The organism is Hyphococcus luteus (assembly GCF_002943565.1).
GTDB lineage: Bacteria > Pseudomonadota > Alphaproteobacteria > Caulobacterales > Parvularculaceae > Hyphococcus > Hyphococcus luteus.
The window spans coordinates 87,441-114,414 of record NZ_PJCH01000007.1 but is presented as its reverse complement, the minus strand read 5'-3'; the positions used below and the strand labels follow the sequence as shown (position 1 = coordinate 114,414).

26 protein-coding genes are annotated in these 26,974 nt (G+C 62.2%); 6 read left to right on the top strand and 20 right to left on the bottom strand.

Translation table 11 applies throughout. The features are described from left to right. Positions 1 to 45 precede the first annotated feature (45 nt). Positions 46 to 846: a COQ9 family protein gene (locus CW354_RS11970; protein ID WP_165793678.1), complete on the bottom strand. Its 801-nt coding sequence runs from the start codon at positions 844 to 846 to the stop codon at positions 46 to 48. A gap of 177 nt (positions 847 to 1,023) precedes the next feature. Here CW354_RS11970 and rpsU point away from each other — a divergent pair, with 177 nt between their 5' ends. The 3 genes from rpsU (at position 1,024) to CW354_RS11955 (ending at position 2,817) form a co-directional block, all read left to right on the top strand. After that, positions 1,024 to 1,233, top strand: coding sequence for a 30S ribosomal protein S21 (rpsU, locus tag CW354_RS11965; protein ID WP_104830329.1), 210 nt, complete (start codon positions 1,024 to 1,026; stop codon positions 1,231 to 1,233). Between the two features lie 89 nt (positions 1,234 to 1,322). Continuing rightward, positions 1,323 to 1,445, top strand: a complete 123-nt coding sequence (locus tag CW354_RS11960) for an entericidin A/B family lipoprotein (RefSeq protein WP_104830328.1) — start codon at positions 1,323 to 1,325, stop codon at positions 1,443 to 1,445. A gap of 256 nt (positions 1,446 to 1,701) precedes the next feature. Then, positions 1,702 to 2,817 (top strand): MipA/OmpV family protein, encoded by a 1,116-nt coding sequence (locus CW354_RS11955; protein ID WP_165793677.1) that lies wholly within the window; start codon positions 1,702 to 1,704, stop codon positions 2,815 to 2,817. A 67-nt stretch (positions 2,818 to 2,884) separates the two neighbouring features. Here CW354_RS11955 and CW354_RS11950 read toward each other — a convergent pair whose 3' ends face one another. Then, positions 2,885 to 3,811, bottom strand: a complete 927-nt coding sequence (locus tag CW354_RS11950; protein WP_104830326.1) for a class I SAM-dependent methyltransferase — start codon at positions 3,809 to 3,811, stop codon at positions 2,885 to 2,887. 156 nt (positions 3,812 to 3,967) lie between these two features. Between CW354_RS11950 and CW354_RS11945 the strand changes: the two genes are divergently transcribed. Then, positions 3,968 to 4,360, top strand: a complete 393-nt coding sequence (locus CW354_RS11945; RefSeq protein ID WP_104830325.1) for a GFA family protein — start codon at positions 3,968 to 3,970, stop codon at positions 4,358 to 4,360. Positions 4,361 to 4,366: 6 nt separating this feature from the next. Here CW354_RS11945 and CW354_RS11940 read toward each other — a convergent pair whose 3' ends face one another. The 5 genes from CW354_RS11940 to CW354_RS11920 all read right to left on the bottom strand — a co-directional run bounded on the left by CW354_RS11940 (position 4,367) and on the right by CW354_RS11920 (position 9,016). Further along, the gene (locus CW354_RS11940) at positions 4,367 to 5,767 is read right to left on the bottom strand and encodes an NAD(P)(+) transhydrogenase (Re/Si-specific) subunit beta (protein WP_104830324.1); all 1,401 of its coding nucleotides are present in this window, start codon (positions 5,765 to 5,767) and stop codon (positions 4,367 to 4,369) included. 148 nt (positions 5,768 to 5,915) lie between these two features. Beyond that, entirely contained in the window at positions 5,916 to 6,389 is a 474-nt protein-coding gene (locus CW354_RS24070) for a proton-translocating transhydrogenase family protein (protein WP_104830323.1), read from the bottom strand. A 38-nt stretch (positions 6,390 to 6,427) separates the two neighbouring features. After that, entirely contained in the window at positions 6,428 to 7,666 is a 1,239-nt protein-coding gene (locus CW354_RS11930) for a Re/Si-specific NAD(P)(+) transhydrogenase subunit alpha (RefSeq protein ID WP_104830322.1), read from the bottom strand. Positions 7,667 to 7,691: 25 nt separating this feature from the next. Continuing rightward, positions 7,692 to 7,922 (bottom strand): hypothetical protein, encoded by a 231-nt coding sequence (locus CW354_RS11925; RefSeq protein ID WP_104830321.1) that lies wholly within the window; start codon positions 7,920 to 7,922, stop codon positions 7,692 to 7,694. Between the two features lie 101 nt (positions 7,923 to 8,023). Continuing rightward, a complete protein-coding gene (locus CW354_RS11920) occupies positions 8,024 to 9,016 on the bottom strand; it encodes an alpha/beta fold hydrolase (RefSeq protein WP_104830320.1) in 993 nt (330 codons plus the stop codon). A 390-nt stretch (positions 9,017 to 9,406) separates the two neighbouring features. Between CW354_RS11920 and CW354_RS11915 the strand changes: the two genes are divergently transcribed. Then, the gene (locus CW354_RS11915) at positions 9,407 to 10,909 is read left to right on the top strand and encodes a sigma-54-dependent transcriptional regulator (RefSeq protein ID WP_104830319.1); all 1,503 of its coding nucleotides are present in this window, start codon (positions 9,407 to 9,409) and stop codon (positions 10,907 to 10,909) included. A 122-nt stretch (positions 10,910 to 11,031) separates the two neighbouring features. Here CW354_RS11915 and hrpB read toward each other — a convergent pair whose 3' ends face one another. The 4 genes from hrpB to ykgO all read right to left on the bottom strand — a co-directional run bounded on the left by hrpB (position 11,032) and on the right by ykgO (position 14,715). Next, on the bottom strand, positions 11,032 to 13,473 hold the full coding sequence (hrpB, locus tag CW354_RS11910) for an ATP-dependent helicase HrpB (protein WP_104830318.1): 2,442 nt from the start codon (positions 13,471 to 13,473) through the stop codon (positions 11,032 to 11,034). 71 nt (positions 13,474 to 13,544) lie between these two features. Next, positions 13,545 to 13,811: a DUF2312 domain-containing protein gene (locus CW354_RS11905; protein WP_104830317.1), complete on the bottom strand. Its 267-nt coding sequence runs from the start codon at positions 13,809 to 13,811 to the stop codon at positions 13,545 to 13,547. A gap of 164 nt (positions 13,812 to 13,975) precedes the next feature. Then, positions 13,976 to 14,503: a tetratricopeptide repeat protein gene (locus CW354_RS11900; RefSeq protein ID WP_165793676.1), complete on the bottom strand. Its 528-nt coding sequence runs from the start codon at positions 14,501 to 14,503 to the stop codon at positions 13,976 to 13,978. 86 nt (positions 14,504 to 14,589) lie between these two features. Then, positions 14,590 to 14,715, bottom strand: coding sequence for a type B 50S ribosomal protein L36 (ykgO, locus tag CW354_RS11895; RefSeq protein WP_104830315.1), 126 nt, complete (start codon positions 14,713 to 14,715; stop codon positions 14,590 to 14,592). 194 nt (positions 14,716 to 14,909) lie between these two features. Between ykgO and CW354_RS11890 the strand changes: the two genes are divergently transcribed. Further along, positions 14,910 to 15,362, top strand: a complete 453-nt coding sequence (locus CW354_RS11890) for a pyridoxamine 5'-phosphate oxidase family protein (RefSeq protein WP_104830314.1) — start codon at positions 14,910 to 14,912, stop codon at positions 15,360 to 15,362. 409 nt (positions 15,363 to 15,771) lie between these two features. On the opposite strand, the gene pdeM is transcribed toward CW354_RS11890, so the two are convergent. The 9 genes from pdeM to CW354_RS11845 all read right to left on the bottom strand — a co-directional run bounded on the left by pdeM (position 15,772) and on the right by CW354_RS11845 (position 26,855). Continuing rightward, complete coding sequence (gene pdeM / locus CW354_RS11885) at positions 15,772 to 16,470, bottom strand: ligase-associated DNA damage response endonuclease PdeM (RefSeq protein ID WP_104830313.1); 699 nt, start codon at positions 16,468 to 16,470, stop codon at positions 15,772 to 15,774. A gap of 35 nt (positions 16,471 to 16,505) precedes the next feature. Continuing rightward, positions 16,506 to 16,871 carry a hypothetical protein gene (locus CW354_RS11880; protein ID WP_104830312.1) on the bottom strand — a complete coding sequence of 122 codons (366 nt, stop codon included), beginning with the start codon at positions 16,869 to 16,871 and terminating at the stop codon, positions 16,506 to 16,508. An 11-nt stretch (positions 16,872 to 16,882) separates the two neighbouring features. Next, the gene (locus tag CW354_RS11875; protein ID WP_104830311.1) at positions 16,883 to 17,314 is read right to left on the bottom strand and encodes a hypothetical protein; all 432 of its coding nucleotides are present in this window, start codon (positions 17,312 to 17,314) and stop codon (positions 16,883 to 16,885) included. Between the two features lie 47 nt (positions 17,315 to 17,361). Then, entirely contained in the window at positions 17,362 to 19,842 is a 2,481-nt protein-coding gene (locus CW354_RS11870; RefSeq protein ID WP_243396379.1) for a ligase-associated DNA damage response DEXH box helicase, read from the bottom strand. A 43-nt stretch (positions 19,843 to 19,885) separates the two neighbouring features. Continuing rightward, complete coding sequence (locus CW354_RS11865; protein ID WP_165793675.1) at positions 19,886 to 21,772, bottom strand: alpha/beta hydrolase family protein; 1,887 nt, start codon at positions 21,770 to 21,772, stop codon at positions 19,886 to 19,888. A gap of 192 nt (positions 21,773 to 21,964) precedes the next feature. Then, positions 21,965 to 23,935 carry an alpha/beta hydrolase family protein gene (locus CW354_RS11860; protein ID WP_104830308.1) on the bottom strand — a complete coding sequence of 657 codons (1,971 nt, stop codon included), beginning with the start codon at positions 23,933 to 23,935 and terminating at the stop codon, positions 21,965 to 21,967. Positions 23,936 to 24,087: 152 nt separating this feature from the next. Continuing rightward, a complete protein-coding gene (locus tag CW354_RS11855) occupies positions 24,088 to 25,776 on the bottom strand; it encodes a SulP family inorganic anion transporter (protein ID WP_104830307.1) in 1,689 nt (562 codons plus the stop codon). A gap of 33 nt (positions 25,777 to 25,809) precedes the next feature. Beyond that, entirely contained in the window at positions 25,810 to 26,475 is a 666-nt protein-coding gene (locus CW354_RS11850; protein WP_104830371.1) for a carbonic anhydrase, read from the bottom strand. Between the two features lie 14 nt (positions 26,476 to 26,489). Further along, positions 26,490 to 26,855, bottom strand: a complete 366-nt coding sequence (locus CW354_RS11845; protein WP_104830370.1) for an ArsR/SmtB family transcription factor — start codon at positions 26,853 to 26,855, stop codon at positions 26,490 to 26,492. Between the last annotated feature and the right edge of the window lie 119 nt (positions 26,856 to 26,974).

Below are 26,974 nucleotides of genomic sequence, written 5' to 3'. Positions count from 1 at the left end.
TTGCTCCTCAGGATGAAGGCGCGGATCGACAACAACCAAACCGTCCTAGGCTTTCCCCGGCGTCCATCCCGGCGGGTCGCTCGCGGGGAAGCTTTCGTCGAGCGCTTCGTCGACTTCCTCTTCGTCCCAGGTCTCGTCGTCGCCCGCTTCTTGGCGGCCGCCCGGATATCTGAGCTTCGCCAGCCATTCGAGGGGTTTGGCCGGGTCGATATTCAGCTCCCGGAGTTTTCCCTTGGCTTTTTCGATCTGCATGACGTTCTCGATGCGCGCATCGAGGAAAGCCTTGGTCGAGGCTTCGTCTTCGCTGTCGTCTCCGAGCCAGTGGGCGAGCGTCGACAGCCAGACGCCGGTCAAAATCCCGCGTTTCGAATAGAAATTGAAATCCGCCGACTTGTCGCCGAGCCCGCGCCAGATCGCGTCCGCCGTCTTCCAGGCGAGCTCCGCGCCAAGGGGCCCGTGAACCGGCAGCGCCAGCGTCGCCGCGGCGCGCCGCGCCGCTTCCTTGTGAGGCCTCAGCGCGGCCAGCCGGGCCTCGACGGCGAAGGCGACTTTTTCGCGGATTTTCAGCCCGCCGAAGCCAGGGCCGGTCATTTTCGCCGCCATTTGCGCGTCCGCCTCCATGGACCAGGCCTTCAGCGCGTCCGCCGCCCCGCGGGGGAAAGCGGCGGCGACAACCGACGGGCCCTGCCCGGCGTCTTTCGCGGCGGCGGCGAGCGCCGCATCGGTCCAGCCCTCGAAGGCCGCGCGGGAGAGCATCGCCTTCAGGATCGCGCGCGCCTCGGCGTCGAAACCGCCGGCATTCTCGCCATTTTCCGGGTTTTCGGCGGATTTGCGGGGCTCTGGCATGGGGGCGGCCTCCTTTAAAGGCGGGGAACGGGGCCTATGTAGACAATCCATAGGGGTTTTGGTATAGGCCCGCATCCCCTGCCCCCTGCAGGAAACAGGCGGGATCAGGGTTGGCTCGTTTTACGTGCGTCGCGGCAGCCCCCGTGGCGCTTTTGTTTTCAAAGGAGGCGAAAGGCTTTGGTCCAGATTTTTGTCCGCGACAATAATGTCGAGCAAGCCCTTAAGGCGCTGAAAAAGAAGATGCAGCGCGAAGGGACGTTCCGGGAAATGAAGCGCCGGAAATTCTACGAAAAGCCGTCCGAGAAGAAGGCCCGCCAAAAGGCGGAGGCCGTCCGCCGCGCCCGCAAGCTGGTGCGCAAGCGCCTGCAGCGCGAAGGCGCGCTCTAAGCGTTTTGTAAGCTTTGCGGATGCTGTTGTTTTCCGGCTTTTGAGGCATACTCGCCCCCGATAACCGGAAATCTTCTCAGGAGCTTTTTATGCGCATCCTCGCCCTTCTTCTCGCTTGCGGGCTCTTTCTTTCAGCCTGCGAAACCATCAAGGGCGTCGGCCGGGATGTGGAAAACGCCGGCGAAGCCATTGACGACGCGCTGGACGATTAACGCGCCTCAACCATAAAAGACCGACGAGCCGGCCGCCCTCTCCCGCGCGCCGGCTTCTTGCTGTGTGCTGTGGCTCCGGCGCCGCACCGGCGCCCTTTGCGGAGAATCGCTCTTCGAATCAGGGAAATATCGACAAAATCGCCCCATTCTCGCCGGATTGCCCCTTAGCTTTGACTGGCGCCGGGCGTCGCCCCGGCTAGACTAGGCGGGAACAGTAAGACAGAATCGCTGTTAAGCGTGCGGGATGGGATCTGCCATGCGGGGACTGATGCTCTTGAAGACCGGATCGAAACAAGCCGCCTTTGTCAGCGCGGCGGCGCTCATGGCGGCCCTATTCGCGGCGGGGGGGGCGCCCGCGGCGGCGCAGGAGCAGATTGACGATCCCCAGCTCAGCCCCATGCTGTTCGGCCCGACGCAGAAGGAAAAGCGCGACAAGCTGCGCCAGGACCGCAAGGAGGCGGAAGAAGCGGCGATCCTCACCGCCGAACAGGAGCGCGACGCCAACCGCCTCGACGAACCGAAAGTCCGTCCGCTGATCTTCGGCGAAAAAGGCTTTGAAGAGGAAGAAGACCCGGTGGGCGGGCGCATCACGCTGGGCGAGGAAGACGACAATCGCGGCTTTTTCGGCTCCCTGAACTTTCTCATTCCAGAAGAGACCAATCTCTCCATCGGCATCGGCCCGATCTACGAGCCGGATTATTTCGGCTCCAACGATTACGAGTTCAACGCCGACCCGCAGGTCTATGTGAAATTCAAGAACTTCGTCTTTCTCGACGATGACGGCGCCGATTTCGCGCTGTTCGGTTTTTCCCGGTTCCGCGCAGGCCCCTCCATCAAGATCCGCGCGCGGCGCGACCAGGACGACAATCCGGCGCTCGACGGCCTCGGCGATGTGGGGACGACCTTCGAAATGGGCGGCTTCGTCGCCACCACGTTCCTCGACCGGTTCGCCTTCAAGGCGAAAGCGCGCCACGCCATCAAGACCGGCCATCACGGCGCCGCCGTCGACGGCTATCTGACCGCGCTGCTTTTCCGCGCCGGACGCTTTTCCCTCGCCGCAGGCGGCCAGGCCACCTGGATCGACGACAATTTCGCCGACGCCTATTTCTCCATCACCCCGGAACAATCGGCGCGGTCGGGCGGACGGCTTCCCGTCTATGAAGTCGATTCCGGCTTTCGCGATGTGGGCGGATCGGTCAACGCCTATATCAATATCGGCGACCGCTGGTCCCTGAACCCTTACGCAACCTATCAATATATCTTCCGCGATTATGCGCGAACGCCGATCATCGCCGACTATGGCAGCCGCCACCAATTCGCCTTCGGCTTCCACCTGATGCGCGAATTCACCTTCGGCGCATCGGGCGAGTAAGCGCTTAAACCCCATGAAAAAAAGCGGCGCTTAAAAGCGCCGCTTTTTATTTGGGATCTGCCGCCGGTTATTCCGGCTTCTTGAACTTCAAGGTCATCCGGTCGCTTTCGCCGATCTCGGCCGCCTCCGTGCTGTCATTCGACGGCGGCAGGCGCCAGACAATGTCGTCTTCGGTGGGCCGGTCGTTCGGGTTGGCGTTGATCTCGCTCGCCTCGACGAGCTCGAAGCCGGCGTCCTCGAAGACCGAGACCACCTGGGACTGCTTCAGGTAACCGGCGTTGCCCACGGCCCAGTCATCGGAATTTTCTTCCGGGGCGCGGTGCTGCACGACGCCGACAATCCCGCCGGGCTTTAACACGGCGTTGATGTCGGCGAGCGCAACTTCCCAGTAAGCGCCGTCATCGATGCGGTTGAAATGGTGCGCCGCGCGCATCATCATGACGACGTCCGCCGTCCCTTCAAGCTCTGCCGGCATGGAGCCGATCAGGAAGGCGGCGGCATTCGCGCCGTCTTCGCCGGCGAGTTCGTCGACCGCGGCGACATAGTCTTGCGGGAATGTTCTGCGGCTCTCGAGAAACTCTTCGCCCGAATAATCGCCGCCGAATTTCGCCCACATCTCTACCGGGTATTCAGCGCCGATCAGGGTCCCGTCCGATCCGAGATAAGGAACGAGAATTTTGCCGTACCAGCCCGGCTGGCCCGGCAGGATGTCGACCACGGTCATGCCCGGCTCGACGCCGAAGAACTCGAGCGTTTCTTTCGGGTGGCGGTATTGATAACGCGCTTTGACGTCGTCGGGCTCGGCGGCGAGAACGGCGTCGAGTTTTTCCGACGCGGACATTTCAGGCGCGGCGGCCTCCATCTCGTCCGTCGGCGTCATTGTTTCTTCGTTCATGGTTTCGTCGGCGGGCGCGCTGTCTTCCGCTCCGGTCGGCGTTTCCTGCGAACATGCTGCAAGTGCGAGCGCGGCTGCGCCCAGCATCAGATATTTCATGGAACTTCCCCTTTTTAACCCTAAGCGTGGCAATCTATCAGCGCCCGTTCGCGCCGCCTATGGACCTCACGCAAATGTGGGCGCCGCTATGGGGCGATTGCACTGACCTTTCCTCATTGTAAACATCCCTCTGCTGGCTTTTAAAGGAGACGCAAGATGGACCGGCTCACCGGCGGCTGCCTGTGCGGCGATATCCGATTTGAGGCGTCGGGCGCGCCGTACAGGGTCGGGCTTTGCCACTGCCTCGACTGCCGCAAACATCACGGCGCGCTTTTTCACGCCTCCGCCATCTTCCCGGCAAGTGCGGTGACGGTCGAGGGCGAAACGCGCGACTATGAAGGACGGCATTTCTGTCCCCGCTGCGGCTCGTCCGTTTTCTCGCGCAGCGCAGACGAAATCGAATTGCATCTCGGTTCGTTTGACGCCCCGGATCGGTTCAAGCCGACTTACGAACTGTGGACCATCCGGCGCGAATCCTGGCTGCCAGCATCCCCCCTTGCGAAACGATATGACCGCGACCGCGATGAAACGAACCGCTATGAGGAATAAGCTTTTCTAGAACGCCTTGACGATGTCCTCGCACATTTTCTTGGCGTCGCCGAACAGCATCATGGTGTTGTCGCGGAAGAAGAGCTCGTTCTGAACGCCGGCGTAACCTGACGCCATGGAGCGCTTGACGAACAGCACCGTGCCGGCGTCTTCGACATTCAAAACCGGCATGCCGTAAATCGGCGAGGTCTTGTCGGTCTTCGCCGACGGGTTCGTGACGTCATTGGCGCCGATGACGAAGGCAACGTCGGCGGTGCGAAATTCCGAATTGATGTCTTCGAGCTCGAAGACCTCGTCATAAGGCACCTGCGCCTCGGCGAGGAGCACGTTCATATGCCCCGGCATCCGTCCCGCCACGGGGTGAATGGCGTATTTCACCTCGACGCCTTCGGATTTCAGCAAGTCCGCCATCTCGCGCAGCGCGTGCTGCGCCTGCGCCACCGCCATGCCGTAGCCGGGGACGATGATCACCTTGTTGGCGTTCTTCATGACGAAGGCCGCGTCGTCCGCCGAGCCCTGTTTCACCGGCCGGTCGTCCTCGCCGCCAATAGCCGCCGCCGCATCGTCGCCGCCAAAGCCGCCGAGAATGACCGAGACGAAGGAGCGGTTCATGCCCTTGCACATGATGTAGGAAAGGATCGCGCCCGACGAGCCGACCAGCGCGCCGGTGATGATCAGCGCCATGTTCTCGAGCGTGAAGCCGATGCCCGCCGCCGCCCAGCCGGAATAGGAATTGAGCATGGAGACGACCACCGGCATGTCGGCGCCGCCAATGGGGATGATCAACAGGAAGCCGAGCACGAAGGCGGCGAGCGTCAACAGGAAGAAGGTCGTCGCCGACTGCTCGCCCGTCATCAGCATGCCGATGAAGAGGAGGATCAGCAGCCCCAGCCCGAGATTGATGGGATGACGCATGGGCAGCATGATCGGCTTGCCCGACATGTTGCCGTTGAGCTTGGCGAAGGCGATGATCGAGCCGGAAAAGGTGATCGCGCCGATGGCGACGCCGAGCGACATTTCGAGCGCCGAGCCCGCATGGATATGGCCCGGCTCGCCGATATTGAAAGCGACCGGCGCCAGGAACGCCGCCCAGGCGATCAAGACCGCCGCGAGGCCGACCAGCGAGTGGAACGCCGCCACAAGCTGCGGCATCGCGGTCATGGGGATCTTGCGGGCGATATAAGCGCCCGGCGCCGCGCCGGCGGCGATGGCGACGAGCACGAAGAACCAGGTGCCGATGCCTTTATCCTCGAGCACGAAAAGCGTCGTCACGACGGCGATGGCCATGCCGATCATGCCGAAGCGGTTGCCCTGGCGCGCCGTCTCCGGGTTCGACAGCCCCCTCAGCGCGAGGATGAAGAGAATGCCGGCGGCGACATAGAGGATCGCTGGTAAGTTATCGGCCATTCGAAAACGCCTCTGCAAAAGAAGCCTTCATCCTGAGGAGCCCAATGCCCTTCGCCCTTCGAGACGCCGCTCCGCGGCTCCTCAAGATGAAGGGCATTGGGCGTCTCGAAGGACGAAGGCGTGTATTTTCAACAAACGGCGACATCGTCTACCGCTCTTTCTTCTTATACATGGCGAGCATGCGCTGGGTGACGAGGAACCCGCCGAATATGTTGACGCTGGCGAGCGCCACGGCGACGAAGCCGAAAAATTTCGGCCAGAAGCTCATCACCGAGTCCGAAAGGTCCGCGCCGAGCGCGATCAGCGCGCCGACGATCACGACCGAGGAAATCGCGTTGGTGACCGACATCAAGGGCGTGTGCAGCGCCGGGGTCACCGACCAGACGACGTAATAGCCGACAAAAATCGCGAGGATGAAAATCGTCGCGAGGAACACAAAATCGGAAATCGGGCTCGACGCCGCGATGATCGCGAGCTGGTCGGCGATGTCGCGCGCCTGGTCGGCCGCGGCCTGCGCCGCATCGGCGTTACCGGTCGCATTCGCCGCCGCCGCTTCCGCGGCCTTGGCGGCCTCTTCGGCGGCCTTCGCGGCTTCCTCGACCTGTTCTTTCTTGTCCTGCATGGCCTTATCGCTCCGTTTAAGGGGCGCTCCTTCAGGGATTAATCTTCTTCGCCGTCCGTTTCATCGGGCGTATCGGCGCCCGCGCCTTTCGGCGGCGTTTCCTCGGCCGGCGCTTCCGGCTCCGGCGTTGTTTCCGGCGCCGCTTCTGCGGCCTCGAAAGCCGGATGCACGATCTTGCCGCCGCGTGTCAGCGTCACCGCCTTGATGATGGCGTCTTCGGGGTCGGCCTTCATCGATTTCGTTTCCTTGTCGAAAAACGCGGCGATGAAATTGTAGATATTGCGGGCGTAAAGGCTCGACGCGTCGGCGGCGAGACGGCCCGGCACGTTCTTGAAGCCGAGAATGGTGATCCCGCCGGTCTCGATCGCCTCGCCCGGGCGCGACAGCTCCACATTGCCGCCGGCCTCGACCGCGAGATCGACAATCACCGAGCCCGGCTTCATGGAATTCACCATGTCCGCGGAAACGAGCCGCGGCGCCGGGCGGCCGGGGATCAGCGCTGTCGTAACGACGATATCCTGCTTGGCGATATGGTCGGCGACGAAGTCCGCCTGGCGCTTTTGAAAGTCTTCCGACATCTCCTTGGCGTAACCGCCTTCGGTTTCGGCCTCTTTCATCGCCTCTTCATCGACGGTGACAAAAGTCGCGCCGAGGCTTTCCACCTGCTCCTTGGCGGCGAAGCGCACGTCGGTCGCCGACACAATGGCGCCCAGGCGCCGTGCGGTCGCAATCGCCTGAAGCCCCGCAACGCCGGCGCCCATGACGAAGACTTTCGCCGCCGCGATGGTGCCCGCCGCGGTCATCATCATCGGCAGGGCGCGGCCGTAATAGGCCGCCGCATCGATCACCGCCTTGTAGCCGGCGAGGTTCGATTGCGAGGACAGGACGTCCATGGACTGCGCGCGGGTGATGCGCGGCATCAGCTCCATAGCCATGGCGTCGACGCCAAGGCGCGCATAGGAAGCGACGCTGTCAGGATCGTTATAGGCGGACAGGATGGCGATCAGCTTCACGCCGCGACCGAAGACCCGGAGCTCCTCGCTCGACGGCGCCAGCACTTTGAGGATGGCGTCCGCGCCCTGGGCCGCATCGGCGGCGCTGGGGCTGATGCTCGCGCCCGCCGCGGCGTAATCGGCGTCGGGGAACCGCGCCGCATCGCCGGCGCCGGCCTGAACCGAGACGCTCGCGCCGAGGCTGATGAACTTTTTGACGGTCTCAGGCGTCGCGGCGACCCGCGTCTCGCCGGACCGCGTTTCTTTCAATACGGCTAATTTCATCGGGCCTCCAGCGGGGACCGCTGCGCTAATGGGGGTGTGAGAAGAATAGTTTCACGACGATATGCGCGAGGACATAGACGATGACGCCCATAAGGATGGCCATCAGAACGCCGGACCGCGTGACTAGCCCCGTAAAGAACATGGCGAGCGCCATGGAGAAAGGCACGCCGATCTCGGTGGCCGCCCCCATAATGGCGTCGTAGGACTTCTTATGCTCTTCAGCGTCGTGCGCGTGCTCAACGGCTTCGTCAGTCATTTAAAACCCCTTCCGTTTTTTCCAGTCTTTTGGCGGAATTCAAGGGTTTGGGCAAGTCTTCTCAAGCATCCCGTTCTCACCTTCCGGAAGCCCCGCCCCGCCTAGACTCCGAACCGCACGGGCCAGGCCGACAAGAGCGTCCGCAGCGCCGAAACGAAGGCCAGCGGCTGGTCCATCATCAGATGGTGATAGGCGTCCGGAATGACGACGAAAGGCGAGCGCCCCCGCGCCTGTTCTTCAAGGTGCGCAATGCCGTCGCCCTGCCCGAACATGGATTTTTCCCCATAAATGAAGGCGAGCGGGCAGCGCGCGGCGCGCAGGAGATCGCGCTCGAAATGGATCTCGAAACCGGCCCGGTCGCCGGGGTCGAATTTCCAGGTCCAACCCTCGCCGCCTTCTTCCGGCTTCGCCCGGCGCAGGCCCTCGCGGGCGATATAGTCAACTAAATAAAGGTTTTCCGCCGGCTGGTTGGGAAGCAGCCTGAAGCGCGCGATCATCTCTTCCATACTGTCGTAGAAATGGGCCTTGCGCTTGTCGGCGGCTTTTTCCCCAGGCTTGTCGGGTTTGACGACATTATAGCCCTCATGGGGGTCGGGCACGCCCAGCGGCGAATCCACCACCACCGCGCCACCGAGCTTCTCGCCCTCGCGCTCCACCGCCGCGAGGGTCACCCAGCCGCCGAAGGAATGGCCGACGACGATGGGCCGGCCCCGGCTGGCGAGCCCCGCCTCCTCGATCACCGCGAAAACCTCGTCCACGTAAAGATCGAGGGAATATTTGTCCCGCCAGTCCGAGTCGCCCATCCCTGAGAGATCGAGCGCCGCGACCCGGCGATTGGCTGCGAAAAACGGCGCGAACGGCCGCCACCAGTTACGGTGCGCCCGGCCGCCATGAACGAAGAGGAGCCCGCGCCGATCCGGCTCGCCCCAGGCGGAAAAGCGGATGCGCGCGCCGCCCACCGTCACCGCGCCTTCCTCGGACGGAGCTGCGACGGCCTTTTCGAACCAGCCGGGCGCGGGCGGCTTTTCGCCCTTGAGATGCTCAAGCGGGCGGATCAGGTCTTTGGGCTTTTTATCGGCTTTTTTCTCGGACATCGGGCGGCGGACTTTCTATGACGCTTCTCGATAACCGATCCGGCCGCACAGGCAAAGGGATTGATGCGGCGCACGCGTCCACCTCCCCCTTGAGGGGAGGTCGAAACTGCGCAGCAGTTTCGGGAGGGGGTGCGCGGGCGGGCAAATCAGAACCTGACGGACACCATGTTATCCCCCACCCAAAAACGCTTCGCGTTTTTGACCTCCCCTCAAGGGGGAGGTGGAAATCCGGCCGGTTGCCCGTCATGGTAAACAACTAATTAATCCGTAAACAAATCATTATCGCAAAGCGCTGCAAAGACGTACCGGAATGACACGGATTAAGCCCATTTTTACTCCCTTACGCCATTTTGCCGGACCTATATTACTTTTCAGAAGGGTCCGCCTCCAATGGTGAAAACGATTCTGATCGTCGATGATGATCCCACCCAGCGCCGGCTGATGCGCGCCGTGTGCGAAAAAGCGGGATATCCGGTGCTGCAGGCGGCGAACGGCGAAAGCGCGCTGTCCCTGCTGCAAAGCCAGCAGGGCGCGGATGTGGCGCTGATCATGCTCGACTTGCGCATGCCCGGCCTTGGCGGCATGGAAACCCTGAAACGCGCGAAATCCTTCCGCGAGGATTTGCCGGTGATCGTTCTGACCGCGCAAGGCGGCATCGACACCGTGGTCGAGGCGATGCAGTCGGGCGCCGCGGACTTTTTCGTCAAACCCGCCTCGCCCGAGCGCGTCATCGTCTCGATCAAGAACGCGCTCAACCTGACGACCCTCAAGGGCGAGGTCTCGCGCCTGAAACGCAAGCATGAAGGCGCCATGGGGTTCAAGGATCTCATCGGCGATTCAACCGCGCTGCGCCATGTCATGCGCCTCGGCGAGCGCGCCGCGTCTTCCAACATCCCGATCCTCATCACCGGCGAAAGCGGCACCGGCAAGGAAATGGTGGCGCGCGCCATTCAGGGCTCGTCCGACCGGTCGGGCCGTCCGTTCATTACGGTGAACTGCGGCGCGATCCCCGAGAACCTCGTCGAGAGCATTCTCTTCGGCCATGAAAAAGGCTCTTTCACCGGCGCCAGCGCCAAACATATCGGCAAGTTCCAGGAAGCCGACACCGGCACCATCTTTCTCGACGAAGTGGGCGAATTGCCCGCCGACATGCAGGTGAAGCTGCTGCGCGTGTTGCAGGAAGGCGAAGTCGATCCCATCGGTTCGAAACGTCCCGTGAAGGTCGATGTGCGCGTCATTTCCGCGACCAACCGCGACCTCGCCGAAGAGGTGAAGGCGGGCCGGTTCCGCGAAGACCTGTTCTACCGCCTCAATGTCTTTCCTATCGAAATTCCGTCGCTGCGCGACCGGCCGGAAGACATTCCCGCGCTCATCGATCATTTCATCGAGCGTTACAACGCCGAAGAGCGCCGCGACGTGCGCGGCGTCCGTCACGAAGTGATGGAAGTCCTTTGCGCGTTCAAATGGCCGGGCAATGTGCGCCAGCTTGAAAACAGCATTTTTCGCGCCGTCGTGCTCGCGGAGAACGCCTATCTTTCCGCCGACGATTTCCCGCATCTCGCCGATGAATTCAAAGCCGCCGGCATCGAGACCGGCCCGCCTCTGGTTTCGGATTCCCAAGATGACGGCGAGGAAAGCGCGCCTCAGCCGCGCACAGCCAAAGCGTCTGGCGCGGCGCCGGCCGAGCAAAGCGGCGGCGACGCGCCGGTGGCGGTCTTCGATCGCGACGGCCATCTGCGCTCGCTGCAGGAAATCGAGAAAGACCTTATCGAACTCGCCATCGAAACCTATGAAGGCAAGATGTCGGAAGTCGCGCGCCGCCTCGGCATGGGCCGCTCCACGCTCTACCGCAAACTGCGCGAGCACGATCTCGAGATTAAGCGGGCGAGTTAGGCCCTTTCAGCCTTCAATCCTTCGAGACGCAAAAACCTCTTCATCCTGAGGGACTCCGCTTCGCGGAGTCGTCTCGAAGGACGAAGAGGTTTTTGCTCCTCAGGATGAAGACGCGCCTGAGCCTATTCCCCTTCTTTCGAAAGCCGCGCCTTGGTGCGGCCCTCGTGGGCGCGCGCCGAGGCCGGGTCGTCCGGCCAGTCGTGTTTCGGATAACGCGCGCGCATGTCTTTCGCCATGTCGCGATAACCGCCTTTCCAGAACCCGGGAAGGTCTTTCGTGACGGCGACGGGCCGTCCGGCGGGCGATAAAAGATGCAGCGTGACGGGCGCGCCCTTTCCCACTGTGGGATGCGCCGCGCTCCCGAAAAACTCCTGCACCCGCGCCGACGCCGACGGGGCGCCTTCCGATACATAATCGATTTCGATGCGCCGTCCGCTCGGGATTTCAATGAAACGCGGCGCAAACTTATCGAAAGCGGCGCGCTGCTCCCATGGAAGGCGCGACAGCAGCGCCTCCCTCACCGCATCGTCTTTCGGCGCATCAAGGCTCGGCGGATCGCCCAGCAGCGGCGCCAGCCATTCCTCCGCCGCCTCCAGCAGCGCGTCATCATCCGCTGACGGAAGATCGAGCCCGCAACGCTTCGCGAATTCCATGCGCGCTTGAACCATGCGCAGCGACGCGTTCGCCGACAGAAGATCGAACCCATATTCGCGCAAGGCGGCGATCAGCGCTTTTCGCGCCGTTTCCCCGCGCGGGCGCGCCAGCGGCGTTTCGGACAGCACGATGGCGCCCAGCGCGCGCACCCGCCGCGCCTTCAGCGTCTTGGTTGCAGGGTCATAGTCCGCGCGCTCTTCCTCGACGACGCCGCCGAGCTCCAGCGCCTCCGCCTCGCTCAACGGCGCGGCGAGCGTGATGCGCTGGGTCTTCGCCGACCCCGTCAGTCCGACGACGGCGAGCCAGGGCTCGCCCGCGAGCGCGTCGGCTTCATCGAGCCGCGCCTCGCGTCCAATGGCGAGAAGATAACGCCCGCGTAGACCCGGCCTCGCCCGCGCGATCATGCCCGGGGTCGCGGCGGCGACGATGCGCCCGGCGTCTTTCACGTCGCCTCGCTCCTTCGCGCCGCCGGCCCAGCGCGCGGCCTGCGCCTTCAAGACCTTCGCGCGGGGCGACCCGTCCCGGCGGAACCGCACGAGGCGGTCGCGAATATCCGTGGACGGACCGCCGAGCCCCGGCTCGCTCGCCAGCGCCGCAATCTCCGCGGCGAGACTGCGCTCCCGCCCCGCCTCGGCGCCGGCCACCATGGCCGCGAGCGGCGCCGCCATGGGAAGGCGCGCCATCTCGCGCCCGCGCGGGGTCAGCGCCCCGGTCTCGTCAACAGCGCCGAGCGCGCGCAATTGTTCGACCGCGCCCGCGTAACGCGCCTTCGGCGGGGCGTCGATAAATTGGAGCCGCGCGGGATCGCGCTCGCCCCATTCGGCGAGCGCCAAAGCCAGCCCCGAAAGATCGCTCATGACGATTTCCGGATCGCCGTGGGCCTTGAGCCCGCGCGTCGCCGCTTCGTCCCATAAACGGTAACATACCCCCGGTCCGAGGCGCCCGGCGCGACCGCGCCGCTGGTCGACGCTGGCGAGCGAGGCCCGCCGCGTGACGAGTTCGCTGGCGCCCGACGCCGGATCGAACTGCGCCATGCGGGCAAGCCCCGCATCGATGACCGTCGAGACGCCCTCGATGGTGAGCGCGCTTTCGGCGATGTCCGTGGCGATGACCACCTTGCGCTTGCCCGCGGGCGCGGGCGAAACGGCGCGGTCCTGCTCCGCCGGCGAAAGCGCGCCGTAAAGCGGCGCGACCATGACGTCGCCAGGCAAGTCTTCAAGGCGCTCCGCCGTGCGCAGGATTTCGCCGCGACCGGGGAGGAAGACGAGCACCGATCCTTCCTGCTCTTTCAGCGCGCGGCGAACGGCGGAAGCGGCCTGCGCGTCGATGCGGTCCCGCCCCTTGCCGAGATAGATCGTCTGCACCGGATATTGGCGGCCTTCGCTTTCAATCGCCGGCGCATCGAGCGCGCGCGCCATGCGCGCCACATCGAGCGTTGCGGACATGACGACAAGGCGCAAATCCTCGCGCAGCGCCTCTTGCGCGTCGAGCGCCAGCACAAGACCGAGGTCCGCGCTAAGCGAGCGTTCGTGAAATTCGTCGAACAGCACCGCGCCAATGCGCGACAGCTCCGGATCGTCGAGAATGCGCCGGGTGAACAAGCCGTCGGTGACGACCTCTATGCGCGTCGCGTTCGAGACGCGCCGGTCGACCCGCGTCGACAGGCCGACAGCGCCGCCAACCTTCTCGCCCAGCGCCGCGGCCATGCGCTCGGCCGCCATGCGCGCGGCGATGCGGCGCGGTTCGAGAAGCAGGATGCGCCGGCCTTCAAGCCAGGGCGCGTCCAGAAGTTTTAAAGGAAGCCGGGTCGACTTGCCCGCGCCCGGCGGCGCGGCGAGCACCAGCCGGCTGTGCGTTTCCAGCGCCGACAGGATTTGCGGCGTGACCGCGTCGATGGGAAGCGCCGTCATGGCGAAAACTCTCTAAAAGCTTTCACCTGATAGCGCCCGCGGCCGGCGAAATGAAGCCGCGCGCGAAAGCCTTAGGCCTCGCCGATGGCGGAGAGATAAAGATCGAGCAGCGCTTCCTGCTCCTGGCGGTCGGCCTTTTCCATTTTGCGGATCTTCACCACCTGGCGCAGCGTCTTGACGTCATAGCCCTCGCCCTTGGCTTCGGCGTAAACTTCCTTGATGTCGTTCATCACCGCGGCCTTGTCTTCCTCTAGCCGCTCGACCCGCTCGATGAAAGAGCGCAGCCGGTCCGCTGCAATGGTTGTCGCGCCTTCAACGCTCGCCGATCCGTCCGCCACTGGTTCGCTCCTTCGGGGTCTAAAATATTCATCCGGACACGGACGATAGCGTCCGCCACGCCGGGAACCCAAAGGAATAGAAACGCTCGCACGAAAGGCCAAGCGCGAACCGCGTCAGTGTGGAAAACTAAATCGCTTGACGCGAGGGGCTTTCGGGAAAAGCCCTAGATCTCCTGGCCGTCGATTTCCCGGCGCAGCATGCGCGCCTGGCGGCGGGCGTAGTCGTCATGGGGATTCCATTCGAGCGCCTTCTGGAACATCTCATAGGCGTCGCGGCGCTCCCCGCCGGCGAGGAGAAGTTCGGCGAGCGTCGTCCTGACCTCGAACTGGCGCGGCTCGAGCTCGAGGACTTTCGAGAAATCCTCGATCGCGCCCGCCCGGTTCTCCGCGGCGAGCCGCACCGTGCCCCGCAGCGCATAGCCTTGGGCGAAATTCGGGGCGAGGCCGACAATATGGTCGAGCAGCGCCAGGGACAGGTCGAAAGCGCCGTTATTGGCGGCGAGATTGGCCCGCTCATAAAGAAGATCGACGGTGTCGCTCTGGGAATCCGACCAGATTTCGATGATCCGGGCCGTGTTTTCCTCCGCCCGGCGCGCATCGCCCACCCGGAGCTCCTCGAACAGCTGATCGAGACGCGGGTCAGTCTGATCCGCAAACGCCGGGCTTGCGGTCATCAGGACCAATACAGCCATGCAAAAAGGCTTCCGCATGAGCGAAAGCCTAATCGGTAAACCCTTAAAAACCAAGGAATTCTCGCGTGAAGGCGCGTGAAAAGCCCTTAAGCCTGCTTCGCTTTGAAGCGGCGCTGGGTCTTGTTGATCACATAGACGCGGCCCTTGCGGCGCACCACGCGGCAGTCTTTATGCCGGTTTTTCAAGGACTTGAGCGACGAACGGACTTTCATGACGATCAGCCTTTCCGGGCTTTCGAGTGAATTCAGAGCGCCGGGAGATAGCCAGCCCGGACGGGGATGTCAACAAGGCGCGGCCATGCCTGAGGCCCTTTTCCGGCCGACTCACCGCGTCGTTGAGCCAGGTCAAACATTCCCCTGTCCGGCGCGTTAAGAATATCACCTGCAATCACTGCGGGAGACAGGCCATGGATGCGGCCCTCAAACAGCAGATCATTGATATTCTCAAGGATCACCGGACCATGACCGTCGCCACCTTGCGGCCCGACGGCTGGCCCCAGGCGACCACCGTCGGCTACGCCCATGACGGGCTGACGCTCTATTTCCTGTGCGGGAAGGACAGCCAGAAAGCGGCCAATCTCGCTGAGGACGACCGCGTCTCCGTCACCATCGACCGCGATACGGACCAGGTGATGGACATCAAGGGGCTTTCCATGGCGGCGCATGCAACGCGCATCGCCGATCCCGCCGAAGGGCGAAAGGCGATCAAGCTTTTGTTCTCGCGCTATCCCGAACAGAAAAACATTCCGTTCGAGGCGCCGTCAGCGGAAGACGTCGCCCTCTTCCGCCTCGAGCCGGTGGTGATTTCGGTGCTCGATTACTCAAAAGGCTTCGCGCACACCGATCTCGTGACGCTCTAGCCCCTCGCCGCCGGCGCGCGCTTCCAGACCCGAACGATCCGGCCGCGCGCGATTTTCCACACTGTCAAAGAGCCCGCCCCCGCACGCTTTCGCATCGGGAACGCGGGCGCCGTCAGGACCTCATGGCTGATTTCATGCGGGGGATGATGTTTCGCCCGCCTCTCGCTTCGGTCTCAGTCCGGCGCAGGGAGAAGAATAAGGCCGAATGAAAAGACGTGGATAACTACGCACCGGAAGCGGGATTCCGGCAAGAATTCATCAGATGTGATGAATTTTGAGACGTGCGATTCTCGTTATTGGGGTGGAATAAAATAGCAAGCCCCGCTCATTCCCGCGAAAGCGGGAATCCATGAAGCAGGCGACGGGCCCTTTCTGGGTCCCCGCTCTCGCGGGGATGAGCGGGAAAATTTTACGCCCGCGCCAGCGCGCCGCCTGCGACATCCGGCGCGAGGTTTTCGTATCCGATGGGATAAACGCCGTCGGCGCCCATGACCCAGGCGACGGGACTGGAGAAGAGCGGCGCATAAGCCGCGTCGAGAATGTTGAGCCCGCCCGTATAGGCGCCCATAGCCGGCATGATCATCCGCGTCTCGCTCGCCGCGAAACAGCGCCGGCGCAAGGTGCGGCCTTCGCTGACGACGCGGGCGCAGGGGTGGAGATGACCGGCGATCTCGCCGGGGCGCGCCCGTTCCGACGGTTCATGCACGAAAGTCAGCGCGCCGATCTGCGCCGTCGCTTCGCAAGGCGCGGCGAACCGCGCGGGCGGTTCGGGATCGTGATTGCCGAGCACCCAGAGCCAGTCCGTCTCGCGCATCAGCGAGACGAGCGTTTGCGCATCGTCCTCGTTCATGCGTGTTTCGGCTTCTTCATCGTGAAAGGCGTCGCCGAGAGAAATCACGCGCTTGGGCTGGTATTGCCTGATCAGCGAGGCAAGCCGCAGCAATGTCGTGCGCGTGTCGTAAGGCGGCAGCATGACGCCGCGCGCCGCAAAGCTCGATCCCTTTTCGAAATGAAGGTCCGAAACGATCAGCGTCTCCTCACGCGCCCAATAGGCCGCGCCGAGGGGGTCGGGGGTCAGGGCTTCGCCATTGATAAGGATCGCGTGCATGGCTTCTTCTTAGCGCATTTGCAGAAAATCGGAAGCTAGGACCGCAACACATAGACTACGCCGGGCAGCCCCAGAAGAACGAAGGCCGCAATCAGCAATATGATAAATATCCATGCGATTCGGCTTTTCGTTTGTGCAGTAGCATTTTTCAGAGCGGACGGCGCCTTCGCCTCAATAAGCCCGCCAAAAGCGCCGAAGAGAAAACCTATAACGGGCAAAACGATGATCACTTTAGGAAAAACCGGGTGATGCGCGATCCACTTCAATCCTGAAACGAAGTTGAATGGCTCGTAACCATAAATCAAGCATGCCGTGACATAAGCCCCTAAAGCCAGCAGGATCTGAAAGGCGAGCAGAATTATCGCCCATTGAAATCCTGACGAAAGGTTCACATTTTTCATTCGCTCTTCAATCATCTCAGCCAATAAAGAAGGGCAAAAATAACGGGCATAGTGCAAGCTACATATAACAATACGGCTGGAAGGCTTTGCCAGAAAGCATCCCATTTCGATTTATAAACAGGAACAAATGGCGTCGCCGTAATGAAGGCGATAGGCAGCCAGAACCAATTTCTTTTAGCGGGATAGACTTCATCATCGACGACGCCGGCGCGTCCCGCATTTTTCTCCGCGTCGAGATCCATGAGCGCGGCCTTCGCCTCATCAGCCAAAGCGTCCGTTAAGAAAAGTCCATAACCGCCCAGCGCAACGCGCAAATGCGGCGCCACCGCCAAATGGTGTTCATTCTGTACGAAAGTCTCGATTCCGCAGGATCGCAAATAGCCCCTGGCGCAATAGGCCTCTTCGGGGTCATAGAAACGTGCGATTTCGACAAGCCGTCCCATGCGGACAGCCTAGCATGAAATGCGCAATTGCAAACGGCTTGACGCTTTTATTGCGCCCCGCCCATCGCCGTTGCAATCAACTCGTCCGATGCGGCTTTCAGCATTTCCTCCGACGCCGATTTCGCGACGCCCTCGCGGCCGATCTCGAGCATCACCGGCACGGCGAGCGGCGAGACTTGGGTCAAAGGCGAGGCGACCACCCTTCCCTTCGCGCGCGTTAAGACCGATTGCAGACGCGCAATATCCATAAAGCCGCCCGCCGCATCGTCCCACGCCGCGCGCAGGAGAAGATGATCGGGCTCATGCTCGCGCAGGACATTGTAAATGAGGTCGGCGGAGAAAGAGACCTGCCGTCCCGTCTTTTCCTGTCCCGGATATTTCTTTTCAATGAGTCCGGCGATGGTGGCGCAATTGCGGAAAGTGCGTTTCATCACGGTCGCTTCCGCCGTCCACGCTTCCAAGTCGTCGCCAAGCATGTCTTCGTCGAAGAGCGCGGCCATGTCGACATCTGACATATCCTGACGCGACCAGACGGAGAGCGCATATTCCGTCGGCACGAAGCCGATGGGCTGCTTGCCGAGGCGCTCAAGACGGCGCGTTGCGAGCATGCCCAAGGTCTGATGGGCGAGCCAGCCCTCGAACGGATAACAGACGAGAAAGAAGCGCCCGTGATAAGGAAAGGTTTCCACCAAGAGTTCGTCCGGTTTCGGGATGAGCGCCACTTCGCGCTGTTTTTCTAGCCAGTCGCGCACCTGATCGGGATAGGCTTTCCAGTCGTCCACATTGTAAAGCATGTGGCGCACGCGGTCCGCGAGATAGGTCGACCACGGATATTTATTGCCGCCCCAGCTCGGCAGGCGCGGCGACTCTGCGCTGGTGCGGGTGACGACGGCGTCATTGCCGTCGATGCGTTCGAGCCGCAGGACCTCGCCCGCGAAATAAAAGGCGTCGCCGATATTGATGGTTTCGAAAAACCATTCCTCAATCGTGCCGAGCTTGCGCCCCGGCCTTTTCGGGCCTTTCGAGCTCGCCAAGCGAATGTTGATTTCCGCCGCTTCGGTGATCGTCCCCACATTCATCTTGTATTGCTGGATGGCGAGCTTGTCGCGGACGCGATACGTCCCCTCTGTCGTCTTCACGATGCGGCGGTAACGGTCGTAACGCTTCAGCGCGTAGCCGCCTGTGGCGACAAACTCCACCGCATCGTCGAAATCCTTGCGCGGGAGATCGGCGTAAGGCGATGCTGTGCGGATTTCTTCATAAAGATCGTCGGCGCGGAAAGGCTCGGCGCAGGCCATGCCGAGAATGTGCTGGGCGAGCACGTCGAGCGTTCCTTTGCGCGGCGGGTCGCCGTCGAGCGCGCCTTCCTCGATCGCCTGTTTGGCGGCGATGCATTCCAAGACCTCCATGCGGTTCGCGGGCGCGAGCAGCGCGGCGGAGGGTTCGTTCATGCGGTGATTGGCGCGCCCGATCCGTTGCGTCAGACGGCTTGCGCCCTTCGGCGCGCCCATCTGGATCACGAGGTCCACATCGCCCCAGTCGATGCCAAGATCGAGGGTCGAGGTGCACACCACCGCGCGCAGCTCTCCGCGCGTCATCGCGGCCTCGACCTTGCGCCGCCGGTCAACTTCGAGGGAGCCGTGATGGAGCGCGATCGGGAGATTGTCGTCGTTCAGCTTCCAGAGCGAGGCGAAAGTAATCTCGGCCTGCGACCGCGTATTGACGAACACCAGCGTCAGTTTCGCGGCTTTGATGCGCTCATAGACTTCCTGAAAAGCGTGCCGGCCCGTGTGGCCCGCCCAGGGGATGCGCTCTTCGGACATCAAGACATCGACCTGCGGTTTCGCGCCGGATTTGCCGCGAATGAGCTTCGCGGATTTGACGCCGTCTTTGTGTTGGGGCGTCAGATAATCGATCAGCGGTTTCGCATCGGGCACCGTCGCCGACAGGCCTGCGAACCGAATCTCCGGCGCCAGCGCGCGCAGCCGCGCCAAAGCCAGCGACAGGAGATGCCCGCGCTTGTTCGGGATCAGCGCATGCAACTCATCGAGAATGACGCGCTTCAGCCCGCTGAAATAGTCCCGCGCATCCGGCGAGGCGAGCAGGATCGACAAGCTCTCCGGCGTCGTCATCAAAATGTCGGGCGGACGGAACTTCTGACGTTGCCGGCGCGCCGCCGGCGTGTCGCCCGTGCGGGTTTCGATGGAGACGCCGAGCTCTATTTCCGCGACCGGCGCTCCCACATTACGGGCGACATCCACGGCGAGCGCCTTCAAAGGCGAGATGTAAAGCGTATGGAGCTTGCCCTTTTCCGCCGCCGGGCGTTCGTCGAGCTCGACGAGGCTCGGCAGGAAACCGGCCAGCGTCTTGCCCCCGCCGGTGGGCGCGATCAGGAGAAAGGAAAGCCCTTCCCGGTCCGCCGCGAGACAGTCAAGCTGATGCGCGCGCGCCTGCCAGCCGCGCGAAGCGAACCACTCGGCGAATTTGGGCGGCAAGGGCCCTTGCGATGCGGATGTCTTTGACGGCACGCCCGCCAATATAGGGGCTCAGCGCGCCGCGTCACGGGGCTGTCTATTGGCCGATATGGCTGTCCACAAACCCGCCGAGCGCGCGCAAGGTCTCCAGCCGCATCTCGCTGGTCGAGAGCCAGTGGTCGCCGCCTTTGACTTTGACAAGCTCCACATCCTTGTCCGCGCCTTTAAGCGCGCCTTCCATGATCCGGCTCTGACGGTAGGGAACCACGGTGTCGTCATTGCCATGGATCAGGAGGACCGGCGCCTTGAACGCCTCGGCGTGATTGGCCGGCGAAATATCCTCCAGCCGGTCGCGCTCCTTGTTCACATCGCCGATGACCTTGGTCCAGTAATCTACGACCCAGCTGCGCCTGCCCCGTTCAAGGCCTTCGTCAAAAATCATCCGCGGCAGGTCGGTCACCGGCGCAAAGGCGGCGACGCATTGATAAAGATCCGGCGTGAAGGCCCCGCCCGCCAGCGCCGCATACCCGCCATAGCTGGCGCCAACAATGCACATCCTTTCCGGATCGGCGACGCCCGCCTTGATCGCGGCGTCGGCGGCGTCGGTCACGTCATGCTGCATGACGCCGCGGCCCCATTGCCCGTGTCCGGCTTCTTTAAAAGACTCTCCAAAGCCCCATGACCCGCGGAAATTCGGCTGCACCACCGCATAGCCCCGGCTGGCGAAATATTGCGCCAGCCAGTCAAAGCCCACGCTGTCGTAAGAGGCCGGACCGCCATGGGGCAGGATGACGGTTGGATAGCCGCCCTTCACCGCGCCGCCGGGCGGCAGGGTCAGGATGCTGGATATCTGGACGCCGTCGCGCGCCTTGAATTTCATGATGTTGACGGAACCGACCTGATCCGCGCCGAGCCCCTCATAGATAGAACCCGCGTGCGAGATCTGATGCTGTGAAGGCCGGTAGAGATAATAGGCCGGCGGCGCCGCGCCGCCTTCGACCCGAAGAACCATGGTTTCGAAGTCATCCGTCCAGTCGGTAAGCCTGACAGAGGCGTCCGGAAAAGTCGCCTGCGCCGAGGCGATCTGCCTCTCCAGCGCCGGATCGAAGAACTCGTAACTCGGCTTCAACCCGGAATACCGCACGCCGTAAACGACGCGGTTGAAATCCGACAGGACGCTCTCCACCTCGGCGTCAGGCCTGGCATACAAACGCTCTGAAAATTTACCGTTTGGAGTTAGCGCTACGAGAGCATCCCGGTCCGTATCCGCCAGGGTGACATCGACGATAAGCGCGGAGCCGTCCGGCTTAACGCCAACCAGCGACTTGTCAGGGATAGCGGTTTCTTCCTCATAGATCTTGACGGGCCGACCATTCACGTAAAAGAAAATTGAATAGAGGTTCGCCTTGTCATCGAATTCTTCACGAGCGACGACATTCCCGTTTTCGTCGACGATCCAGTCGCGTGTATGATAAGTTCCGCTTTCGCTGCTGACAGAAACGCCGGATTCTAATCTGACCTTGAGAAGATCAAGGTCTGGATTTGGAAGCCCGATAAACGCAGGCATGAAAACATAGTCCTCGTCTTTCATACGACCTACGATATATCCAAGTCCGGTTTGACCGGGATGCAGCTCATCCTCATAGCGCAGTAGTTCTTTGACTTCGTCCGTCTCGACATTCCAGGAAAAAGCCGTCGTGAATTCATATTCGCTACGATATCCGGGTTTGTACTCCGTCTCCGAAACAAAAAGGATCACATAGTCTTCTGACACGAAATAAATATCGTGCGCCTTGATGTCGGAGGTGTTTACGCCGCCGATCATCTCATTTTTCTTGAAATCGAAGGCGGCGGCGTATTCGCGCTCGCCGTCGTCGCGCAAAAACACGACCCGCTCGCCGCTGGGCGAGATCGCCAGAGACCGAATGCTCGGCAGATTTCCGTAAATCTCAAGCGACGGCGGTTCAGCCGCCTCAGCCGGCATAACTGAAAAAGAAAAGACCGCCGCTAATAGTAATAAAATGCGCCCCAACACTACATGCCCCTCATGTTTTTACAGCATAGTCACGACATCGCGCATGTCATGTCAACCTTGGAAAACCTTGCGCCCAACGTCTTGTTCTTTTCCGGCGATAGAAAAGCCGGCGCCTGAGGGCGCCATTCTCCGCAACAGACTTTAAGGGGAGATCGGCGCCGCCGCCTCATCGCCGATATGGCTGTCCACGAAGTCGCCGAGCGCGCGCAAGGTCTCAAGCCGCATCTCGCTGGTGGTAAGCCAGTGATCGCCGCCTTTGACCTTGACGAGCTCCACATCCTTGTCGGCCCGTTCCAGCGCGCCCTTCATGATGCGGCTCTGGCGGTAGGGAACCACGGTGTCGTCATTGCCGTGAATCAGGAGGACCGGCGCCTTGAACGCCTCGGCGTGATTGGATGGCGACATATCCTCCAGCCGGTCGCGCTCTTCGCGCACATCGCCGATGACCTTGGTCCAATAGCTGACAACCCAGCTGTCTTTGCCGCTGTCCCGGCGTTCAGTAAAAATCATCTGCGGCAGGTCGGCGACCGGCGCGATCGCGGCGACGCATTTGTAAAGCTCAGGCGTAAAGGCGCCGCCAGCCAGCGCCGCATAGCCGCCATAGCTGGAGCCGACAATGCACATCCTTTCCGGATCGGCGACGCCCGCCTTGACGGCGGCCTCGGCGGCGTCGGTCACGTCATGCTGCATGACGCCGCGGCCCCATTCCCCATGCCCGGCTTCCTCGAATGCGCGTCCGAAACCGCTGGAGCCGCGGAAATTGGGTTGAATGACCGCATAGCCGCGGCTGGCGAAAAACTGCGCCTTCCAGTCGAAGCCAACCGCGTCATAAGCGGCGGGCCCGCCATGGGGCATGATAATCGTCGGATATCCGCCTTTCACGGCGCCGCTTGGCGGCAAGGTCAGAATGCTGGAAATCTGCTCGCCGTCACGCGCCTCGAATTTCATTATTTTCACTGAACCGAGCTGATCTTCGCTGATTCCCTTATAGACGGCGCCGGCGCGGCTCATGCGGCGCTCGCCCGGTCTGTACAGATAGTAAACCGGCGGCGCGGCGGCGCCCTCCACCCGAATGATCATGGTTTCAAAATCATCCGTCCAGTCGGTGAGCCAGACGGAGGCCTCCGGGAAGGTCGCCTGAGCCGAGGCGAGCGCGTCTTCCAGCGCCGGGTCGAAAAACTCGTAGCTCGGTTTCAATCCGGAATAGCGCACGCCATAGACAACGCGATTGAGGTCGGTCAGCACATTCCCCACATCCGCGTCGGATCTGGAAAACAAGGGCTCCGAGAACTTGCCGTCCGGCGTCAGCGCCAGGAGCGCCTGCCGGTCTGTTTCTTCAAGAGTGACGGCAACGATGAGCGCGGACCTGTCCGGCTTCACGCCAAGCAGCGATATGTTTGGGAGTTCAGTCTTTTCCTCGTATATTTTTTGCGGCTTTCCATCCTTGTAAAACCAGATCGAATATATGTCCGATTTATCATCGAAGTCTTCGCGTGCAATGACAGCTCCGTTCAGATCGACAATCCAGTCCCGCGTATAATCGTATCCTCGCTCTTGAGTGCGTGCGGAACCGCTGCTCAATTTGACTCTCAGAAGATCGTAATCAGGCTCGGATCCGCGACTGCCCATATAAGCGGGCATGAACACATAGTCCTCATCCGCGCCCCTCAGCCGTCCGACAATGCGTCCAAGACCTGACTGCGCGGGGAACAGGTCATCTTCATAACGCAGCAATTGTTTGATCTCGCCCGTCACAAGGTTCCAGGAAAACGCCGCGGAATATTCGAACTCGCCCCGAAACCCGTACATGCGTTCAGTTTGTGAAACGCGCAGTATCGCATAGTCGTCGGATATGAAAAAAACGCCGCGCGCCTTAATATTGGAAGTATCCGCTGCGGCGATAAGCTCATTTTTTGTGAAATCAAAGACGGCGGCGTATTCCTGTTCGCCTTCATGGCGCAGAAAGACAATCCGCTCGCCGCTGGGCGAAATCGCCAGCGAGCGGATGCTCGGCAGGCTTCCGTAAACTTCAAGCGGTGGCGGTTCAGCCGCCTCAGCCGGCGCAACTGAAAAAGAAAAAACCGCTGCAAATAGAAATAAAATGCGCCCCAACACTACACGCCCCCTCGCCTTTTACAGCATAGTCACGGTATCGCGCATGTCATGTCAACCTTGGAAAACGGCGCGCTCCTTGTCTTTTCTTTTCCCGCAAAAAAAGCCGGCGCCCGAGGGCGCCGGCTTCCCGCGCAAGGACGGCGTTGCTGCTACGCCGTTGCGGCGGATGGTGCGCCTTGCGGCGCGTCCGCGTCCCCCTGCTGCGACGTGACTTCCGCAACCGCGGCGCGCAACGCCTCGATGCGGGTCGGGTATGCCGTGTCCGCCGGCAGGCAGTGATCGGCGTTGAGGCCCGCGAGAACCTCGCGCACCTTGTCGTTCATGCCGGTGACATAGACGGTCTTGTGGGCCTGGCGCGCGTCGCAGGCGATGGTCTCGACCGCGCGCGCGGCGGAAACGTCGAGGAACGGCACGCGGTGAAAGTCGAGCACGATGGCGCTCGCATGCTCTTTCACGCGCTCGCGCACATGATGGCCGAGATCGGCGGCGGCGCCGAAGCTTAAAGGCCCGCCGAAGTCGAACAGCATCACCTTGTTTTTCGCCCGCTCCAGAAGCTCGCGCTCTTCATCAGTCGCAAGCGCCGGATCGCCGGCGCGGAAATGGGCGAGCTGGTCGTCGGCCATTTTCTTGACGAAGGCGAGCGCGGCGAGGACGACGCCCACCGCCACCGCGGTGATGAGGTCCACAAAGACCGTGAGGCCGAGCACCAGCGCCATCAGCGCAAGGTCCCAGCGCGGGCCTTTATGGGCGCGTTTCAGATAGGCGATGTCGACAATGTCATAGCCGACCTTGACGAGAATGCCCGCCAGCACCGCATGGGGGATTTGCGACGCGAGCGGCGACAGGCTGATCACCACGGCGAGCAGCAAAAGCGCATGCAGCATGCCGGAAATCTTCGTCGACCCGCCGGTGCGGATATTGACCACCGTGCGCATGGTCGCGCCGGCGCCGGGGATCGCCCCGAAAAACCCGGCGACGGTGTTGCCGACGCCTTGCCCGATCAGTTCGCGGTCGGAATTGTGGCGCGTGCGGGTCATGTTGTCGGCGACGAGCGAGGTTAAGAGCGAGTCGATGGCGCCGAGCACAGCGAGGATGAACGCCGCTTCGAGGACGATCAGGAAGCTGTCCTGCGTGAAGGCCGGCACGACGAAGGACGGCAGGCCCGTCGGAATGTCTCCGAGAATGGGCGCGCCTTTGATGACGAGGCTCATCAAGGTGCCGATGACAAGCGCGGCGAGCGCGCCGGGCACGTATTTCGCCCAGGCTTTAGGCCAGGTGAAAATGATCGCGAGCGTCGCGGCGCCGATCGAGAGCGCGGCGAAGTTCGGGTCCATGACGGCGCCCGGAATGGCGGTGAGCGCCGGAATGGTGCCGCCGCCATCAGGCTCGTGGCCGAACAGCCGCGACAATTGCAGGGCGATGATGATGCAGCCGATGCCGCTCATGAAGCCGGAAATCACCGGATAGGGCACCAGCCTGATATACTGGCCGAGCCGGAACACGCCGAACAGGATCTGGATGACCCCGGCGAGCACGACGGCGGCGAACACCAGCGCCGGATTGTCGCTCAGCGTTGCGTAAACGCCGGCGAAAACCACCACCATGGGCCCCGTGGGGCCCGACACTTGCGCGCCCGTGCCGCCGAAAAGGGCGGCGAAAAAGCCCACAAAGATGGCGCCCCAGAGCCCGGCGATGGGCCCGGCGCCAGACGCCTCGCCGAAAGCGAGCGCGAGGGGAAGCGCGACGACGCCGGCGGTGAGGCCGCCGAAAACGTCGCCGCGAAGGTTAGATAGGTCAAAAAAAGCCGTGCGCTTCAGGGAAGCGTCATTCGTCGCCATGATCAGTCTCCGGAATGTAAAGGGGGTGAGGCGTTACGCGGCGCAGCCGCCGGTCGCCAGCTTCGCCATCTCCGCGGCGTAGCGCACGTCGACGGGCAGGAACTTGTCCTGTTTCTCGTCATACGCGGTCACGTCGCCGGTCTTGATGTCGTAAACCCAGCCGTGAAGCTGGATGTCGCCGCTGGCAAGGCGCATCGCCACTTTCGGATGGGTTTTCAGGTGCTGCAATTGCAGGATGACATTCTGCTCGAGCAGCATATGCATGCGCTCTTCGTCGCTTTTGTCCTTGCCAAGCGCCTTGACGACTTCCACCGCCGCAACCGAATAGCCGAGCCATTCCTTCACATGCGGCAGCCCGTCGAGCGCATCCGGGTTCATGGCGCCTTTCATGGCGCCGCATTCGGTGTGGCCGCAAATGACGACATGCGGCACTTTCAGCGCGGCGACGGCGAATTCGATGGACGCCGTGATGCCGCCCGTATGGCTCGTATGCGGGGGAACGATATTGCCCGCATTGCGGACGATGAACATGTCGCCGGGTTCGGTCTGGGTGATCATCGCGGTTTCCACGCGGGAGTCCGAACAGGCGATGAACAGCGCTTCGGGCTCCTGGCCCTTGGCGAGACGTTCGAAGAGGTCTTTCTTGCTCGGATAGACCTCGTTTTGAAAACGAACGACGCCGGCGGCGAAACGGGGCATTGATTTTTTCTCCATCATGGGGTTGCGGCCTTCGCCGACGCCGACCACAGGCGCCGCGCTTGTTTGATGCTGGACTTGGCCGGGCCCGCCATGCGGCCCTCGACAAAATCCAGCCCGTCAACGATCCATCCGGCGATTTCCGGCTGGATCAGATGGTAGAAATGATGACGCCCGTCGCGCCGCTCCTCCACGAGGCGATGCGCACGCAACAGGCTTAGATGCTGGGACACGCGCGCGCCCGGAAGCGCGAGCGTTTCGGCGAGCGTGTTCACGTCTTTCTCGCCGGTCCGAAGCTCCTCGATCAGCCGGATGCGGTCCGGATGAGCGATGACCTTGAAGATCTCGGCCAGTTCTTTGGCGACGTATTGACGGCCCGGCATCTCATTTCTCCCATCCGCGCGGCGTGCAGGAAGCAAAGGACGATAACACATTTTCACCCTGCCTGTCGCGCGCCTGCATATCTGCAAATTTTTGAAGATATGCAGATAGGCAGCCATTT

Bases quoted from the DNA above. Each gene is read 5' to 3' on its own strand.
- CW354_RS11880 (WP_104830312.1), bottom strand. From the start codon at position 16,871: ATGAAAAATGTGAACCTTTCGTCAGGATTTCAATGGGCGATAATTCTG.
- ykgO (WP_104830315.1), bottom strand. From the start codon at position 14,715: ATGAAAGTCCGTTCGTCGCTCAAGTCCTTGAAAAACCGGCATAAAGAC.
- CW354_RS11955 (WP_165793677.1), top strand. From the start codon at position 1,702: ATGCGGGGACTGATGCTCTTGAAGACCGGATCGAAACAAGCCGCCTTT.
- CW354_RS11960 (WP_104830328.1), top strand. From the start codon at position 1,323: ATGCGCATCCTCGCCCTTCTTCTCGCTTGCGGGCTCTTTCTTTCAGCC.
- hrpB (WP_104830318.1), bottom strand. From the start codon at position 13,473: ATGACGGCGCTTCCCATCGACGCGGTCACGCCGCAAATCCTGTCGGCG.
- pdeM (WP_104830313.1), bottom strand. From the start codon at position 16,470: ATGCACGCGATCCTTATCAATGGCGAAGCCCTGACCCCCGACCCCCTC.
- CW354_RS24070 (WP_104830323.1), bottom strand. From the start codon at position 6,389: ATGCAGGACAAGAAAGAACAGGTCGAGGAAGCCGCGAAGGCCGCCGAA.
- CW354_RS11920 (WP_104830320.1), bottom strand. From the start codon at position 9,016: ATGTCCGAGAAAAAAGCCGATAAAAAGCCCAAAGACCTGATCCGCCCG.
- CW354_RS11865 (WP_165793675.1), bottom strand. From the start codon at position 21,772: ATGCCGGCTGAGGCGGCTGAACCGCCGTCGCTTGAGATTTACGGAAAT.
- CW354_RS11915 (WP_104830319.1), top strand. From the start codon at position 9,407: ATGGTGAAAACGATTCTGATCGTCGATGATGATCCCACCCAGCGCCGG.
- CW354_RS11930 (WP_104830322.1), bottom strand. From the start codon at position 7,666: ATGAAATTAGCCGTATTGAAAGAAACGCGGTCCGGCGAGACGCGGGTC.
- CW354_RS11900 (WP_165793676.1), bottom strand. From the start codon at position 14,503: ATGGCTGTATTGGTCCTGATGACCGCAAGCCCGGCGTTTGCGGATCAG.
- CW354_RS11845 (WP_104830370.1), bottom strand. From the start codon at position 26,855: ATGCCGGGCCGTCAATACGTCGCCAAAGAACTGGCCGAGATCTTCAAG.
- CW354_RS11855 (WP_104830307.1), bottom strand. From the start codon at position 25,776: ATGGCGACGAATGACGCTTCCCTGAAGCGCACGGCTTTTTTTGACCTA.
- CW354_RS11875 (WP_104830311.1), bottom strand. From the start codon at position 17,314: ATGGGACGGCTTGTCGAAATCGCACGTTTCTATGACCCCGAAGAGGCC.
- CW354_RS11940 (WP_104830324.1), bottom strand. From the start codon at position 5,767: ATGGCCGATAACTTACCAGCGATCCTCTATGTCGCCGCCGGCATTCTC.
- CW354_RS11970 (WP_165793678.1), bottom strand. From the start codon at position 846: ATGCCAGAGCCCCGCAAATCCGCCGAAAACCCGGAAAATGGCGAGAAT.
- CW354_RS11850 (WP_104830371.1), bottom strand. From the start codon at position 26,475: ATGCCCCGTTTCGCCGCCGGCGTCGTTCGTTTTCAAAACGAGGTCTAT.
- CW354_RS11950 (WP_104830326.1), bottom strand. From the start codon at position 3,811: ATGAAATATCTGATGCTGGGCGCAGCCGCGCTCGCACTTGCAGCATGT.
- CW354_RS11945 (WP_104830325.1), top strand. From the start codon at position 3,968: ATGGACCGGCTCACCGGCGGCTGCCTGTGCGGCGATATCCGATTTGAG.
- CW354_RS11925 (WP_104830321.1), bottom strand. From the start codon at position 7,922: ATGACTGACGAAGCCGTTGAGCACGCGCACGACGCTGAAGAGCATAAG.
- CW354_RS11890 (WP_104830314.1), top strand. From the start codon at position 14,910: ATGGATGCGGCCCTCAAACAGCAGATCATTGATATTCTCAAGGATCAC.